This is a genomic window from Desulfitobacterium dehalogenans ATCC 51507 (assembly GCF_000243155.2).
In the GTDB taxonomy this organism is placed as follows: domain Bacteria; phylum Bacillota; class Desulfitobacteriia; order Desulfitobacteriales; family Desulfitobacteriaceae; genus Desulfitobacterium; species Desulfitobacterium dehalogenans.
On sequence record NC_018017.1, the window covers coordinates 2105309 to 2120199 of the forward strand.

Below are 14891 nucleotides of genomic sequence, written 5' to 3' on the forward strand. Positions count from 1 at the left end.
AAATAATTGTAGGGCAAAGGCAAGTACCCATTTTGGAAGTAAGTACTTGAAAGGGAAACATGAGTGAACTTATAGTTGAAAAGCACGAAGAAAAGACTCAAAATATCAGGACAAAAGCCGTCAGAGGGACGATATTTACCCTTATTGGCGGGATCAGTTGGGGATTTTCCGGTGCCTGCGGACAATACCTTTTTTCCGTGAAGGGGATCGACCCTCATTGGGTTACAGTGGTACGGATGTTTATAGCGGGGCTGATTTTATTTTCTTTGGTTTTATTTAAACATAGAAAGCAAATGATAGGTTTGTTCAGCAATACAAAGGATCGCTGGACACTTATCGCCTTTAGCTTATTTGGGCTTATCTCTTGTCAATACACCTATTTATTGGCCATATCGTATACCAATGCGGGAACAGCGACTGTGCTGCAGTATTTAGGGCCGTTATTAATTATGATTTTCGTTTGCGGAATAGATAGGCGCTTACCGACGAAGACAGAAGGCATTGCTATTGTTTTAGCTGTAACCGGTACCTTTTTATTGGCTACCCATGGGAATCTCAGCAACCTTGTCATATCTACCCAAGGGCTTTTCTGGGGACTGATGTCCGCTTTAGGATTGATGCTTTATACGATCATTCCGGGGAGGATTATTGGCAGATGGGGGAGCATCGTCGTTACAGGCTGTGGAATGTTAATCGGTGGGACAATCCTGCTTATATTTATTCGACCTTGGCAGATTCCCGTTTCCCTGGATTGGCAGGTGTTCTGGGGGATGTTGGCTATTATCGTGATCGGGACGGTTGTGTCTTTTACTTTGTATTTACAGGGGGTCAGTGATATTGGGCCTGTAAAGGCTAGTATGATCGCCAGTGTAGAACCTGTGTCAGCTGCTTTGTTCTCCGCTTTTTGGTTGAACACGGCTTTTGTCTGGCTCGATATTATAGGGTTTGCCTTAATTATTACCACAGTGATTCTTTTGACAAGGAAGGGAAGCTGAGAATAGATTGGATTAATGGACTTGTATTTTTTCTGTTAAAGAGCGGTACAATTAACTAAAAACAGGAATATATAGCCAGATATTGTTTCGAATTAACCGAATGTTTTCCCTAAAATATGTTAATTCTACTTAATAGAAAAAAGTATTTGACAAGTAAAGCTAGTCCATGTATTATAGTTATTGCGCTAGCGGCCCATTGGTCAAGCGGCCTAAGACACCGCCCTTTCACGGCGGTAACACGGGTTCGAATCCCGTATGGGTCACCAAAATTCGGGCGATTAGCTCAGCTGGGAGAGCGCCTGCCTTACAAGCAGGATGTCGGCAGTTCGATCCTGTCATCGCCCACCAAAATCCGGCCCCGTGGTGTAGTGGTTAACATGCCTGCCTGTCACGCAGGAGATCGTCGGTTCAAGTCCGATCGGGGTCGCCATTTTAATTTTATAAGCGGGAAACACAATGTGGGTAGATGGCCGAGTGGTTAAAGGCGGCAGACTGTAAATCTGTTCCGAAAGGTACGGTGGTTCGAATCCATCTCTACCCACCACTAAACATCGCGGAGTGGAGCAGCGGTAGCTCGTCGGGCTCATAACCCGAAGGTCGTCGGTTCAAATCCGGCCTCCGCAACCAAGGTTTTAAGTCAACAGCAGTTGATTTAAAAATAGATAGGATAGGGATGTCGCCAAGCGGTAAGGCACCAGACTTTGACTCTGGCATTCGTAGGTTCGAATCCTGCCATCCCTGCCATTTTATGAGCCATTAGCTCAGTCGGTAGAGCACCTGACTTTTAATCAGGGTGTCCCGCGTTCGAGTCGCGGATGGCTCACCATTTTATCATTCAACGACATGCGGGTGTAACTCAGTGGTAGAGTGTCACCTTGCCAAGGTGAAAGTCGCGAGTTCGAATCTCGTCACCCGCTCCAAAGACATGCGCTCGTAGCTCAGCTGGATAGAGCGTCTGACTACGAATCAGAAGGCCAGGGGTTCGAATCCCTTCGAGCGCACCATTTCAATTTTAGATAATCCTCAATGCCGTTATAGCTCAGTTGGTAGAGCGCATCCTTGGTAAGGATGAGGTCACCGGTTCAAATCCGGTTAACGGCTCCACAAACAATGCGGGAGTGGCGGAACTGGCAGACGCGCACGTTTGAGGGGCGTGTGGGTAACACCGTATGGGTTCAAGTCCCATCTTCCGCACCAAAAAGTAGTCTTTCGGAGAAGTACTCAAGTGGCTGAAGAGGACGGTTTGCTAAACCGTTAGAGTGGGTAACTGCTGCGAGGGTTCGAATCCCTCCTTCTCCGCCAGTCATAACACTATTCCTCGATAGCTCAATGGTGGAGCAACCGGCTGTTAACCGGTAGGTTGCAGGTTCGAGTCCTGCTCGGGGAGCCATGGCAGGGTAGCCAAGTGGTCTAAGGCAAGTGGTTCATACCCGCTCATTCGAGAGTTCAAATCTCTCCCCTGCTACCACACCTGCGGGTGTAGCTCAATGGTAGAGCGCTAGCCTTCCAAGCTAGTTACGTGAGTTCGATTCTCATCACCCGCTCCATAGGCAAGATTTAACCGTACTGATGTCAGTACGGTTTTTTTCACGATCAGACTTTCATGCTGAAAAGCAAGCATTTCCTCGGTAGAAAATGCTACTTAATTAAAAACTTAAGGTGCTGTTAAAATAAATTAAATAATTGTAGGTGAATTTTAGATAATAAGCAGACCAAAATAGTCAGTTAAGAGTGTATAGAATGGCGTATAAAAGCAGTATATATGGGTGATATAAGATTAAACTACTTTTTTAAATAAACGTGTTGACATTTATGCTCGATTCGGATATACTAACAAATGTTCCGCTAAAACGGCCCATTGGTCAAGCGGCCTAAGACACCGCCCTTTCACGGCGGTAACACGGGTTCGAATCCCGTATGGGTCACCAAAATTCGGGCGATTAGCTCAGCTGGGAGAGCGCCTGCCTTACAAGCAGGATGTCGGCAGTTCGATCCTGTCATCGCCCACCAAAATCCGGCCCCGTGGTGTAGTGGTTAACATGCCTGCCTGTCACGCAGGAGATCGTCGGTTCAAGTCCGATCGGGGTCGCCATTTTAATTTTATAAGCGGGAAACACAATGTGGGTAGATGGCCGAGTGGTTAAAGGCGGCAGACTGTAAATCTGTTCCGAAAGGTACGGTGGTTCGAATCCATCTCTACCCACCACTAAACATCGCGGAGTGGAGCAGCGGTAGCTCGTCGGGCTCATAACCCGAAGGTCGTCGGTTCAAATCCGGCCTCCGCAACCAAGGTTTTAAGTCAACAGCAGTTGATTTAAAAATAGATAGGATAGGGATGTCGCCAAGCGGTAAGGCACCAGACTTTGACTCTGGCATTCGTAGGTTCGAATCCTGCCATCCCTGCCATTTTATGAGCCATTAGCTCAGTCGGTAGAGCACCTGACTTTTAATCAGGGTGTCCCGCGTTCGAGTCGCGGATGGCTCACCATTTTATCATTCAACGACATGCGGGTGTAACTCAGTGGTAGAGTGTCACCTTGCCAAGGTGAAAGTCGCGAGTTCGAATCTCGTCACCCGCTCCAAAGACATGCGCTCGTAGCTCAGCTGGATAGAGCGTCTGACTACGAATCAGAAGGCCAGGGGTTCGAATCCCTTCGAGCGCACCATTTCAATTTTAGATAATCCTCAATGCCGTTATAGCTCAGTTGGTAGAGCGCATCCTTGGTAAGGATGAGGTCACCGGTTCAAATCCGGTTAACGGCTCCACAAACAATGCGGGAGTGGCGGAACTGGCAGACGCGCACGTTTGAGGGGCGTGTGGGTAACACCGTATGGGTTCAAGTCCCATCTTCCGCACCAAAAAGTAGTCTTTCGGAGAAGTACTCAAGTGGCTGAAGAGGACGGTTTGCTAAACCGTTAGAGTGGGTAACTGCTGCGAGGGTTCGAATCCCTCCTTCTCCGCCAGTCATAACACTATTCCTCGATAGCTCAATGGTGGAGCAACCGGCTGTTAACCGGTAGGTTGCAGGTTCGAGTCCTGCTCGGGGAGCCATGGCAGGGTAGCCAAGTGGTCTAAGGCAAGTGGTTCATACCCGCTCATTCGAGAGTTCAAATCTCTCCCCTGCTACCACACCTGCGGGTGTAGCTCAATGGTAGAGCGCTAGCCTTCCAAGCTAGTTACGTGAGTTCGATTCTCATCACCCGCTCCATAGGCAAGATTTAACCGTACTGATGTCAGTACGGTTTTTTGTTGTTATAGGCTTGAGCCTATTGAGCGAAAGCGGTAGGCCTATCTTCCGGGGCGTGTTTCAACCAGGACGCATTCATGGGTGATTAACTTGATATGGTTTTCGCGCCCCTTTGATAAAGCTTCATCACTCTCGGCGCCAGGCTGCATCCAGATTCTTTTGATACCTAACTGGGCACATTGGTCGACAATTTGTTCCGATATATGGGGAGGAACGATGAGGCTGACCACATCAGGAAGAACGGGTAAGGCATTTAATGAGGGGAAGCAAGGTTCGCCGTCTATCTCTGAGAGTTTTGGATTAATAGGATAGACTGTATAACCGGATTGTTTGAGCCTATGGTATACTTTAGTGCCAAATTTAGCCGGATCCTTAGAGACTCCAACAACTGCCCAGGTCTTCTGTTCTAAGAACTCTTCAATGTACTTTCGCATTTTTTTCTCTCCTTAACTTTCTTTTATATTATCGATAAGAATTAATATCACCATTTAGCTCTTTTTAAATCGTTTGATCAGCGAAATCTGGTCTTCCATTAGATGATAAATCGAAAAAATCAGAGAGATGAACTAATTAATATTAGTTTTCTCCATAATTAATATACAATTTACTTAGAAAAGTTGCTATAATGTTCTTGAAATTAAATATAGAGAGTTGAGTTGATTTTTCGTAAGAAAAGTCATAAGGGAAGTCAGTTAAGCTGACGCGGTGCCCGCCACTGTAAGAGGGAGTTGACTCACAATGATGTCACTGGATTATTATCTGGGAAGACGTGGGTTAATGATGAACTTGAGCCAGGAAACCTGCTTACTCTCTAAATTCAAGGAACCTACGGGATGTTGGGGAGGTGGATATCAGTGTTCAAGATATTCTTATCTGATACAGGATAGCAAACCCTTCTGCAAAGAAGGGTTTTTTGCATATCAGATAAGTATCAGATGTATATAGGCTTAAGGTGTACATGGCACCTGCATTGAGGTTATTTCACAAAGAATTTGTCCTATCAAAAGTGAAGGAGTGGGGAGTATGTCCAAACGAATACAGCTCTTTGTTGGTTTAGTCCTAATGATGTTTTTAATTCCCTATAAAGCATCGGCTATGCATATTATGGAGGGTTTTTTACAGCCGGGTTGGGCGATTTCCTGGGGAGCTTTAACCATACCCTTTGTCGTGTTAGGTATCTTTTCGATCAAGAAAACGATCTCCCTTAATCCACGGCTGAAAATTCTTTTAGCCATGGCAGGAGCTTTTGTTTTTGTTCTGTCTGCTCTTAAATTGCCCTCGGTTACCGGGAGCTGCTCGCACCCAACAGGGGTAGGTTTTGGTGCGATCCTTTTTGGACCGACGGCTATGGCGGTTATTGGAGTTATTGTTCTTTTGTTTCAGGCATTGCTCCTGGCCCATGGTGGATTGACTACCTTAGGAGCCAATACTTTTTCCATGGCAGTGGTCGGTCCTTTTGTCGCTTATGGTGTTTATAAACTTGTACAAAAATTCAAAGGCCCCCAATGGTTAGGTGTGTTTCTGGCTGCTTCCTTAGGTGATTTATCCACCTATGTAACCACATCGATTCAACTGGCCCTGGCCTTCCCTTCAGAAGTCGGAGGAATTGCTGCTTCTCTTACTAAATTTATGAGCATCTTTGCTGTAACGCAAATCCCGCTGGCTATTAGTGAAGGGATACTGACTGTAATCATCTTCAATGCACTGGCCAGCTACGGAAAAAGTGAGCTGCAAGATCTTAAGCTGTTGACAAAGGAGGCGTAAAGATGGCGAATTCAGGTGTAGAACAAACAAAGCGATCGACTTTAAAGATTAATCTGTTGTTATTACTGCTCGTGGTTGCCATAACTGTGGCTCCGTTAATTCTTATCAAGGACGCTGAATTTGGCGGGGCAGATGGCTTGGCGGAGGAAGAAATCATGACTATTCAGGAGGATTATGAGCCTTGGTTTTCCCCCTTCTTTGAGCCTGCCAGTGGGGAAATTGAGAGTCTGCTCTTTGCCCTTCAAGCAGGCTTAGGAGCAGGGGTCATCGGGTTCGGCTTAGGTTATTATAAAGGACGGAATAAGACTGTGTGAACGACTTGAGCCATATGGAGCGGGAATCCAGAAAACTACTTAGTGCTCACCGAAAGGGTGGGAGGAGGCTTCAAATAATATGCTGAATACGGATACCTATGCTTATGCCTCTCGGCTTAAAGCGATTGACCCTATGCAAAAGTTCATTTTTGCCTTCTTAACTCTGGGGGTATGTCTATGGGCCGATCAAATGGTTGTCTCCATAGCTGTGATTGTACTTATGAGTGGAGCTACTATTTTTTTCGGAGGCGCCCCCTTCTCCGTATGGCTCAAATTGATGATCGTTCCTATGTCATTTTTAGTTATCGGTATTATTACGATCGCCATTAATATTTCTCGTGATGTTCATAGCTTTTTATGGGCTTATTCCATAGCAGGGTATTGGGTAGGAATTTCAGAAAGCGGGATACGTGAAGGTATTAATCTTTTTTTCCGGGTACTCGGCTCCGTATCCTGCCTCTATTTTTTATCTCTAAGCACTCCCATGGTGGATTTGTTGTCCGTATTGAGGAGGCTCAGACTGCCCAAGCTTATGGTGGAGATGATGGGACTTATTTATCGTTTTATCTTCGTGCTTTTAGAGACTGCTGCGACCATGCTGATTGCTCAAAATTCTCGGCTGGGCTATATCAATCTTAGAACCGGGTATCGCTCTATGGGGAGTATGGTGTCTGTCTTGTTTATTCGTGCTTATAAACGTTCTAATGAGTTATATACCTCTTTAGAAGCCCGGGGATATGATGGAGAGATCAAGGTCCTGGAAGAAACCTATGAGAATAATAAAAAGTTAGTGTTTCTGGCCGCGCTGATTAACGGAGTATTGATTTTCTTGGCATTATTTTTGAAATGAAATAGACCATCTTAAAGACTTGAGGAAAGAATATGAATGAGAGTATAATGCAGGACAACATAATACAGCTTAAGGATTTGCACTACCACTATCCTGACGGGACCCATGCTCTTAAGGGTATCACTATAACGATTCCCAAGGGTCAGGTTACTGCACTATTAGGAGGAAATGGAGCAGGTAAATCCACGCTGTTTCAACATTTAAACGGAATTTTGAAGCCCTCTTCTGGAGAAGTGTTTTTTGATGGACAGCCCGTTGATTACTCGCGCAAGGGACTCTTGAACCTTAGGCAAGCTGTTGGAATGGTGTTTCAAGATCCGGACAACCAGCTTTTTTCGGCAAGTGTCTATCAGGATGTTTCCTATGGAGTGCTTAATCTTCAATTGCCTAAGGACGAAGCACAGAGAAGGGTAGAGCATGCTTTAGAAAGAACGGGTATTTCTCATCTTCGCAATAAGCCCACTCACGCCCTCAGCTTTGGACAGAAAAAGCGTGCCGCTATTGCCGGAGTCTTAGCCATGGAACCCCAGGTCCTGGTACTGGATGAACCCACAGCAGGGCTGGATCCTAAAGGAATCTCGGAGATTATGCAACTTCTCTTAGAAACTCAAAAAGGAATGGATTTAACGATTCTTATTGCCACTCATGATATCGATATCGTTCCCCTCTATTGTGATAGGGTTTTTGTTATGGATGAGGGAGAAGTGGTCTTAGAAGGAACCTGCGGTGAGGTCTTTGCCAAAAGAGAAAAGCTGCGGAACGTGAATCTTAGGTTGCCGAGAATAGGCCACCTTATGGAGATTTTAAAGTTTAAAGATGGCTTTGCTCTAGACGAAATTCCCATGACCATCTCAGGGGCCCGGAAAGCGCTCAAGAATTGGCGAGATGAAAAAGCTTGACGGATTAGTATTTTTTGCTATAATTAATACTGTTCAATGCGGAAGTGGCTCAGCGGTAGAGCATTGGCTTCCCAAGCCGAGGATCGCGGGTTCGAATCCCGTCTTCCGCTCCAGTGAAAGTGAGGCGTTGCAAGAGTTTGCAACGTTTTTTCTTTTTGTTTTCTTATGCCCTAAATTGACTTGACGGCATTCAGACGACATCTTGACCAAAAAAGAAAAACCGGACTGATTCCGGTTTATTTTACAGCCTTAATTTTGTTACTTAAACGGGATACAGCTCTGATTTTTCCCTCCAGTGAACTATGACCGTAGATATCTAATGTAGTACTTGTTCTTGAATGTCCTAGTAGGCTGCTCACGTTAACAGGATTTTCTCCGTCATCCAGTAGAAGTGTGGCTACAGTATGTCTTAAATCGTGTATACGGATTGATTTGATGCCTGCGGCCTTAATAATACTGCTGTGCTTCCTATTCAGGTTACGTGGCTCTATAGGCGTTCCTAGGGGCGTTGTGAAGAGTAATCCGCTATCGTTATACTCAGGCCCCAGGATGAGCTTTTCTTGCCGCCTTATAACCTGAAAACGCTTTATCTCTTTAACCACTATAGGCAACAATGGAAGTTCTCGTTTGCCTTTTTTTGATTTTGGTTCAGAAAAAATAAGCCTGGATTTTTCTTCACCATCTAGCTTTTTGCGTTTGATGGCTTGGATGATTCGGATGGTTCCTTTGTTGGGATCAAAGCAGTATGGCTAGTTCCCTTTGGATAATTACTTCGCATAATAAGAATGTCGTGCAATAAAGGTTTCAAATTTAAATACATTACTCCACTTCAAATCTTTCAAAACTCTTCCCGAATAAAAGTTAAATAGAATTTCTACAGAAAAATAAACCAATTTCCATATTGTTCCAAGCCACCCAGCTTGTGCATATCATGTACTATCTTTAGATAAAGGAGGGTATGCAGATGCATTGGGTGATATTGATTTAGATGATTGTGGTCGTCGTGAAAGAATCAGTATCAAGGAATCGCTATAGTTATCTTAATTCTTATTGCTTTGGGTGTTATCTTTTAATACGTTTTTTAAAATCACACTTCTATAACGAAAGGAGACAATTAAGATATGCAACGTTTTGGATTTGGAAGATTTCCTTTTTTCCCCTTTTTCTTTGATCCTTTCGAAAGGTTCGAGAGATTTGGGGTAATGGATCCATTTGAGAGATTTGAATTCGATCCATTTGAAAGATTTGAGATGAGACGATTTAATCGACGCCTTTTCTAATTAAAAGTAATGTAAAGCTAGGATTTGTGTTGGTTCTAGATTTAAACATGTTATTATTAGTTGGATAATTACAGCATCCATTATTGAAGGTGGCAGAAATTTAAAAGGCGTATTACCTTGGTAGTGCGCCTTTTCCTACTTTTACGCATTATACTACTAACTCGAATCCTTTATCATATACTTTCCAGAACCTTTTTTACCGCAGTATTTTCTCCTTTTTTTATAAAAGTTGGAAAAAAGTCTTTGGTTTTTGGCCCCTTGTTACCAATGTTTATTTTGGTTCAAATAATAAGGATGATTTTAAAGAGAGAGAATTAACCTGACATATGAGAACTAAGAAAAAGCTTTAATGATTCTGCAATAGAGACCACGAAAAGATTAACATCAATGATTGAATGGATTAGATGAAAGGAAAACCCGGCGGTACCTAGTATAGCTGTTCCAACTGGCCCTGGTGGCAAAGTTTCTTTCTTAATTATATAACGCCCAATATTGTAAACTAAACGGGCATCCGTGGTAATCTCAGAGGATGGAGGCACAGCCATCATATGAATTGAAATTCCTTAAATGTGACAGAGGCGAAAATTTAGTATGGTTGACCCACGCCTAAATAATTATTGAACTTGGTGGATGTCAAGAATTATAACCGTTATACGTTCTAGTATAGAGGCTTCAAATAAACTAGGAAGAGTCCCTTGTTGACAATATGCGAAATATACTCCAAAATACTATACAGATAGGAAGACCATTTGATTCATAATAGGCAGTATATATAAACTAAACTTTCACCTCATAAATTCAATAGAGAAGCTTAATTGCGATTGGATAGAAATAGGTAGGACCAGAAGAATCGAATTCCCAAGCCGAGGGTCGCGGGTTCGAATCCCGTCTTCCGCTCCAAAGGTATCATAGGCGTCGCAAAGTTTGCGGCGTTTTTTCATACATATCAGGAAGTATAATTTTTATATCGCTAGTATAAGAGGAACCGGCGATTTCGCCTTTCTACTATGTGGGATAACAAGGCTTCAGGGAAGCGACGAAAGCCAAGACAATTCTTTGGGGTTTCTTTTTTACGGGGGTAAGGAATGGATTTTTTAACTAGAGAAGACTGCTTCGAACTCAATGAGGTGTGCGATCTCTTATCTATATCCAAGGCTACGGCCATAAATTGGATTAAAAACAGTACCCTTAAACCTATTGATATTAAAGGGAATAAGAATCTTTTTTTAAAAAAGGACATAGAAGCCTTATTATTTGATATAAAGCGTGGTAATAACTCTAAGTTAAAAAGTCGGCGCAATAAAAACTACATCAGTGGTACTTATATCCCTAAGACCTATATCCAGAGTAAAGAGGGGATAGAGGTTGTTGGGAAAATTATATCGTGCCTCGATAGTATAGATTTAGCCGAAGGCTATGAGCGAGTGATTCTGGCAGAGTATGCCTTAAAACTACTGACCAGCCGCAAAATGATTTCCTTTGAGCCTAAGAGGACTGATTCCACTTGCTTCCTGCGTTATTACCTGAAAGACGCAAGATTCGCAGGTCGTTATTCCGTTTTAATTGATGACCTTTTAGGAGATATAAAGGATATTGAATTGCAGTTGGTTAAACTATCTCCTGCCTTGAATTTTTACATTGACTACATAAACGAGCAGGATTTTTTGGGTCTACTCTCCATGTCGTTGCAGAACTTGGAAGAACGCAAATCCAAAGGGGTTTATTATACCCCCCTAACTGTGGTCAAAGATACCGTGGATTGGCTCAAACCGATGCTTCATAAGGATATTAAGATCCTTGATCCCTGCTGTGGAACAGGGAATTTTTTGATGTATGCTTATAAATATATTAAAAATCTGGAAGGGCTGCATGGGTACGATATCAGTCCTCTTAGTGTAAGTCTGACCCGTATCAACATGGCTCTTCTAACAAAGACTGCAGATGTAGAGCTGCTCTACAGGAATTTTTTATGTGCTAACCCTTTACTGGGTAAATTAGCAGGGAAATTTGATGTTGTAATAGGTAACCCACCTTGGGGATTCAAATATAGCCCCGGGGAGCAAAAAGAGCTTAAGAAACTTTATCCCTCGGCACGGGCTACGACCGTGGAATCCTTTTGTGTTTTTGCAGAGTTTGGCCTAAGATCAGTGGTAAATAAAGGCGTGGTCAGCTTGATCTTGCCTCAATCACTTTTGCAGGTAAAGATTCACCGCCCTATTCGAAAATATTTAATGAATGCATGCCAAATTAAAAGAATACGTTATTGGGAAGATGCTTTTGACGGAGTACAATGCCCGGCAATGACCTTAACCTATCAAAAAAATGCAGAAGAGTTTTCAGTAAAGGGAGCTCAGATTGTCTCTCGTCAGAAAGTGTTTACAATTGCTAAGGAACGGACAGTGGATATTGACCTTTGGAATTTTGATCTCACCGATGCTGAAGTGAGATTAATTGAAAGATTAAAGTCTTCGGTGGACGTAACCTACTTAAAGCATAATGCGGACTTTGCTTTGGGAATTGTAACAGGGGATAATAGAAAGTTTCTTTCTAATAAAATAACGCATGAAGAGATAGACGATGAATCCGATATTTTTGAGTTTATCTATCGAGGAAGTGATGTGTTTAAATATAAATGCCTTCCTGCTCAATATAAAATCAAGTTTCATCCCCATAAATTCCAACAAGTTGCACCTATCGAGCTTTATCGAGCAAAAGAAAAATTAATTTATCGCTTTATAGGTGGGTGTTTGGTTTTTGCCTATGATGATACCCAGGCCTTGACGTTAAACAGCGCGAATATCCTTATCCCCAAAATTGAAGGACTCAGCATTAAGTATATTTTAGCTGTGTTGAATTCTAGGATCGCCCAATATTTTTATAGTCGCCAATTCAAATCATTGAAGGTATTACGTTCCCAGATCGAAAGTATTCCCATTCCACTAATAAACAAAAGACAACAATATCATATTGTTACCAAAGTTGAATCTCTATTAAAGAGCTGTGATCCTGGGGAAGTTAACAGTCTTTATAATGCAATCGATAGGCAAGTCAAAGACATCTTTGGTTTAACTGATCCCGAGTATGAGTATATTAAGCAAGAATTAATGAATACCAAGCTGTTTCTATGGAAATAAATCCTTTGCACATCCCTGGTAGGGATGAGTAATCTTAAGGTGAGAAATAGGGAAAAATTTGATGATAATTTGTGATTGACACTTGAGCTCTAGCATGATAATATAATCAAGCGCTCAGTTGTGTAACCGAATTTTCCAAGAAAAATTGAGTGTAAAAAAAGCGATTGACAATTAAAAATCAATCTGCTAAACTAAGATTCCGTCACCGAGAGTGGCGAAACAAAATGGTCTTTGAAAACTAAACAACAAGGAACAGCCAATGACTCGTCAAATGAGTAAAGACAATTTGAGCAATCAAATTTTCTTCATAAATTTTATGGAGAGTTTGATCCTGGCTCAGGACGAACGCTGGCGGCGTGCCTAACACATGCAAGTCGAACGGACTAACGTTTAGCACTGAGTGTTCAGTGAAGTTGGTTAAAGCGAGAGCTCGAACGTAGTGGAACGAAGAGAGAGCTCCACGCATTATAAAGTGCCAACACAGTTTATTAGAAAGAACATGAAGAACACTGAGTGCTAGACGTTAGTTAGTGGCGGACGGGTGAGTAACGCGTGGATAACCTACCCAATAGACCGGGACAACCCTTGGAAACGAGGGCTAATACCGGATAAGCTTATCCCATGGCATCATGGGATAAGGAAAGATGGCCTCTGAACATGCTATCGTTAATGGATGGATCCGCGTCTGATTAGCTAGTTGGTGGGGTAAAGGCCTACCAAGGCGACGATCAGTAGCCGGCCTGAGAGGGTGAACGGCCACACTGGGACTGAGACACGGCCCAGACTCCTACGGGAGGCAGCAGTGGGGAATCTTCCGCAATGGACGAAAGTCTGACGGAGCAACGCCGCGTGTACGACGAAGGCCTTCGGGTTGTAAAGTACTGTCTTCAGGGACGAACGGCAGGTATGAAAATATTGTACTTGCATGACGGTACCTGAGGAGGAAGCCCCGGCTAACTACGTGCCAGCAGCCGCGGTAATACGTAGGGGGCAAGCGTTGTCCGGAATCATTGGGCGTAAAGGGCGCGTAGGCGGATGATTAAGTCTGGTGTGAAAACCTAGGGCTCAACCCTGGGACTGCATCGGAAACTGGTTATCTTGAGGACAGGAGAGGAAAGTGGAATTCCACGTGTAGCGGTGAAATGCGTAGATATGTGGAGGAACACCAGTGGCGAAGGCGACTTTCTGGACTGTAACTGACGCTGAGGCGCGAAAGCGTGGGGAGCAAACAGGATTAGATACCCTGGTAGTCCACGCCGTAAACGATGAGTGCTAGGTGTAGAGGGTATCGACCCCCTCTGTGCCGCAGTTAACACACTAAGCACTCCGCCTGGGGAGTACGGCCGCAAGGTTGAAACTCAAAGGAATTGACGGGGGCCCGCACAAGCGGTGGAGCATGTGGTTTAATTCGACGCAACGCGAAGAACCTTACCAAGGCTTGACATCCATAGAATCCCGTGGAAACATGGGAGTGCCCTTCGGGGAGCTATGAGACAGGTGGTGCATGGTTGTCGTCAGCTCGTGTCGTGAGATGTTGGGTTAAGTCCCGCAACGAGCGCAACCCCTATGTTTAGTTGCCAGCAAGTAAGGTTGGGCACTCTAGACAGACTGCCGGTGACAAACCGGAGGAAGGTGGGGATGACGTCAAATCATCATGCCCCTTATGTCTTGGGCTACACACGTGCTACAATGGCCAGTACAGACGGAAGCGAAGCCGTGAGGTGGAGCAAATCCGAGAAAGCTGGTCTCAGTTCGGATTGTTCTCTGCAACTCGAGAACATGAAGTCGGAATCGCTAGTAATCGCAGGTCAGCATACTGCGGTGAATACGTTCCCGGGCCTTGTACACACCGCCCGTCACACCACGAAAGTCTGCAACACCCGAAGCCGGTGAGGTAACCCTTTTGGGAGCTAGCCGTCGAAGGTGGGGCCGATGATTGGGGTGAAGTCGTAACAAGGTAGCCGTATCGGAAGGTGCGGCTGGATCACCTCCTTTCTAAGGAGACATGTTCACTCTGGTAGTGAGCATATCCTAAGGTCGATGCTTTGAAGGACGTCATGGAAGCAATGAAGTGAAACGATTCAAAGTTGGAGAAGTCTTAAGAGACTTCTGAAAGCCGAAGAGGCAAAACGGAGCAATCCGTAAAGTATGAGAAATGAAGCTGTTGAAGTTAAAAGCTAACTTGTTGTTTAGTTTTGAGGGACCATAAAGTCTTCTATGGGCTTATAGCTCAGCTGGTTAGAGCGCACGCCTGATAAGCGTGAGGTCGGTGGTTCGAGTCCACCTAGGCCCACCATAAAAGATTAATATTGTGGGGGTATAGCTCAGCTGGGAGAGCACCTGCCTTGCAAGCAGGGGGTCAGCGGTTCGATCCCGCTTACCTCCACCATAATATATCTGGTTTCTC

At 44.1% G+C, this 14891-nt stretch carries 8 protein-coding genes, 33 tRNA genes, 1 rRNA gene and 1 riboswitch; of the genes, 40 read left to right on the plus strand and 2 right to left on the minus strand.

Going from position 1 to position 14891, the window contains the following annotated elements; translation table 11 throughout:
- Positions 1-59 precede the first annotated feature (59 nt).
- The 31 genes from DESDE_RS10110 (at position 60) to DESDE_RS10260 (ending at position 4204) form a co-directional block, all read left to right on the plus strand.
- A complete protein-coding gene (locus tag DESDE_RS10110; RefSeq protein WP_014793947.1) occupies positions 60-995 on the plus strand; it encodes a DMT family transporter in 936 nt (311 codons plus the stop codon).
- Between the two features lie 190 nt (positions 996-1185).
- A tRNA-Glu gene (locus DESDE_RS10115) sits at positions 1186-1261 on the plus strand.
- A gap of 6 nt (positions 1262-1267) precedes the next feature.
- Positions 1268-1343, plus strand: a tRNA-Val gene (locus DESDE_RS10120).
- 6 nt (positions 1344-1349) lie between these two features.
- Positions 1350-1425, plus strand: a tRNA-Asp gene (locus DESDE_RS10125).
- Positions 1426-1455: 30 nt separating this feature from the next.
- A tRNA-Tyr gene (locus tag DESDE_RS10130) sits at positions 1456-1539 on the plus strand.
- 8 nt (positions 1540-1547) lie between these two features.
- A tRNA-Met gene (locus DESDE_RS10135) sits at positions 1548-1622 on the plus strand.
- Between the two features lie 42 nt (positions 1623-1664).
- Positions 1665-1739 (plus strand) — tRNA-Gln (locus DESDE_RS10140).
- 6 nt (positions 1740-1745) lie between these two features.
- Positions 1746-1821 (plus strand) — tRNA-Lys (locus DESDE_RS10145).
- 19 nt (positions 1822-1840) lie between these two features.
- Positions 1841-1915 (plus strand) — tRNA-Gly (locus DESDE_RS10150).
- A 7-nt stretch (positions 1916-1922) separates the two neighbouring features.
- Positions 1923-1999 (plus strand) — tRNA-Arg (locus DESDE_RS10155).
- Positions 2000-2023: 24 nt separating this feature from the next.
- Positions 2024-2099: transfer RNA gene (locus DESDE_RS10160), tRNA-Thr, on the plus strand.
- Positions 2100-2107: 8 nt separating this feature from the next.
- A tRNA-Leu gene (locus DESDE_RS10165) sits at positions 2108-2192 on the plus strand.
- A 14-nt stretch (positions 2193-2206) separates the two neighbouring features.
- Positions 2207-2297 (plus strand) — tRNA-Ser (locus tag DESDE_RS10170).
- A 13-nt stretch (positions 2298-2310) separates the two neighbouring features.
- Positions 2311-2385 (plus strand) — tRNA-Asn (locus tag DESDE_RS10175).
- A 1-nt stretch (position 2386) separates the two neighbouring features.
- Positions 2387-2463 (plus strand) — tRNA-Ile (locus DESDE_RS10180).
- Positions 2464-2468: 5 nt separating this feature from the next.
- Positions 2469-2542: transfer RNA gene (locus tag DESDE_RS10185), tRNA-Gly, on the plus strand.
- A 305-nt stretch (positions 2543-2847) separates the two neighbouring features.
- Positions 2848-2923, plus strand: a tRNA-Glu gene (locus DESDE_RS10190).
- Positions 2924-2929: 6 nt separating this feature from the next.
- Positions 2930-3005 (plus strand) — tRNA-Val (locus DESDE_RS10195).
- Positions 3006-3011: 6 nt separating this feature from the next.
- Positions 3012-3087, plus strand: a tRNA-Asp gene (locus DESDE_RS10200).
- Between the two features lie 30 nt (positions 3088-3117).
- Positions 3118-3201 (plus strand) — tRNA-Tyr (locus tag DESDE_RS10205).
- 8 nt (positions 3202-3209) lie between these two features.
- Positions 3210-3284: transfer RNA gene (locus DESDE_RS10210), tRNA-Met, on the plus strand.
- A 42-nt stretch (positions 3285-3326) separates the two neighbouring features.
- Positions 3327-3401, plus strand: a tRNA-Gln gene (locus DESDE_RS10215).
- A gap of 6 nt (positions 3402-3407) precedes the next feature.
- Positions 3408-3483: transfer RNA gene (locus tag DESDE_RS10220), tRNA-Lys, on the plus strand.
- A 19-nt stretch (positions 3484-3502) separates the two neighbouring features.
- A tRNA-Gly gene (locus DESDE_RS10225) sits at positions 3503-3577 on the plus strand.
- A 7-nt stretch (positions 3578-3584) separates the two neighbouring features.
- Positions 3585-3661 (plus strand) — tRNA-Arg (locus DESDE_RS10230).
- A gap of 24 nt (positions 3662-3685) precedes the next feature.
- A tRNA-Thr gene (locus DESDE_RS10235) sits at positions 3686-3761 on the plus strand.
- Between the two features lie 8 nt (positions 3762-3769).
- A tRNA-Leu gene (locus DESDE_RS10240) sits at positions 3770-3854 on the plus strand.
- Between the two features lie 14 nt (positions 3855-3868).
- Positions 3869-3959: transfer RNA gene (locus tag DESDE_RS10245), tRNA-Ser, on the plus strand.
- 13 nt (positions 3960-3972) lie between these two features.
- A tRNA-Asn gene (locus DESDE_RS10250) sits at positions 3973-4047 on the plus strand.
- Between the two features lies 1 nt (position 4048).
- Positions 4049-4125, plus strand: a tRNA-Ile gene (locus DESDE_RS10255).
- A gap of 5 nt (positions 4126-4130) precedes the next feature.
- A tRNA-Gly gene (locus tag DESDE_RS10260) sits at positions 4131-4204 on the plus strand.
- A gap of 80 nt (positions 4205-4284) precedes the next feature.
- Here the strand turns inward: DESDE_RS10260 and DESDE_RS10265 are convergent.
- Positions 4285-4677, minus strand: a complete 393-nt coding sequence (locus DESDE_RS10265; protein ID WP_014793948.1) for a CoA-binding protein — start codon at positions 4675-4677, stop codon at positions 4285-4287.
- Between the two features lie 202 nt (positions 4678-4879).
- A riboswitch (cobalamin riboswitch) is annotated at positions 4880-5064 on the plus strand.
- A gap of 202 nt (positions 5065-5266) precedes the next feature.
- Between DESDE_RS10265 and DESDE_RS10270 the strand changes: the two genes are divergently transcribed.
- The 5 genes from DESDE_RS10270 to DESDE_RS10290 all read left to right on the plus strand — a co-directional run bounded on the left by DESDE_RS10270 (position 5267) and on the right by DESDE_RS10290 (position 8183).
- Entirely contained in the window at positions 5267-6007 is a 741-nt protein-coding gene (locus tag DESDE_RS10270; protein WP_014793949.1) for an energy-coupling factor ABC transporter permease, read from the plus strand.
- A 2-nt stretch (positions 6008-6009) separates the two neighbouring features.
- Positions 6010-6321, plus strand: coding sequence for an energy-coupling factor ABC transporter substrate-binding protein (locus tag DESDE_RS10275; protein ID WP_014793950.1), 312 nt, complete (start codon positions 6010-6012; stop codon positions 6319-6321).
- A 79-nt stretch (positions 6322-6400) separates the two neighbouring features.
- Entirely contained in the window at positions 6401-7171 is a 771-nt protein-coding gene (gene cbiQ, locus DESDE_RS10280) for a cobalt ECF transporter T component CbiQ (protein WP_014793951.1), read from the plus strand.
- A gap of 47 nt (positions 7172-7218) precedes the next feature.
- Positions 7219-8070 carry an ATP-binding cassette domain-containing protein gene (locus DESDE_RS10285; RefSeq protein WP_174270166.1) on the plus strand — a complete coding sequence of 284 codons (852 nt, stop codon included), beginning with the start codon at positions 7219-7221 and terminating at the stop codon, positions 8068-8070.
- Positions 8071-8108: 38 nt separating this feature from the next.
- Positions 8109-8183: transfer RNA gene (locus tag DESDE_RS10290), tRNA-Gly, on the plus strand.
- A gap of 123 nt (positions 8184-8306) precedes the next feature.
- Here DESDE_RS10290 and DESDE_RS10295 read toward each other — a convergent pair.
- Positions 8307-8789, minus strand: coding sequence for a tyrosine-type recombinase/integrase (locus tag DESDE_RS10295; RefSeq protein ID WP_083838557.1), 483 nt, complete (start codon positions 8787-8789; stop codon positions 8307-8309).
- A gap of 1646 nt (positions 8790-10435) precedes the next feature.
- Between DESDE_RS10295 and DESDE_RS10305 the strand changes: the two genes are divergently transcribed.
- The 4 genes from DESDE_RS10305 to DESDE_RS10320 all read left to right on the plus strand — a co-directional run bounded on the left by DESDE_RS10305 (position 10436) and on the right by DESDE_RS10320 (position 14873).
- On the plus strand, positions 10436-12484 hold the full coding sequence (locus DESDE_RS10305; protein ID WP_014793954.1) for a TaqI-like C-terminal specificity domain-containing protein: 2049 nt from the start codon (positions 10436-10438) through the stop codon (positions 12482-12484).
- Between the two features lie 313 nt (positions 12485-12797).
- Positions 12798-14479: ribosomal RNA gene (locus DESDE_RS10310) — 16S ribosomal RNA — on the plus strand.
- A gap of 224 nt (positions 14480-14703) precedes the next feature.
- Positions 14704-14780 (plus strand) — tRNA-Ile (locus DESDE_RS10315).
- Between the two features lie 17 nt (positions 14781-14797).
- Positions 14798-14873: transfer RNA gene (locus DESDE_RS10320), tRNA-Ala, on the plus strand.
- Positions 14874-14891: the final 18 nt, after the last annotated feature.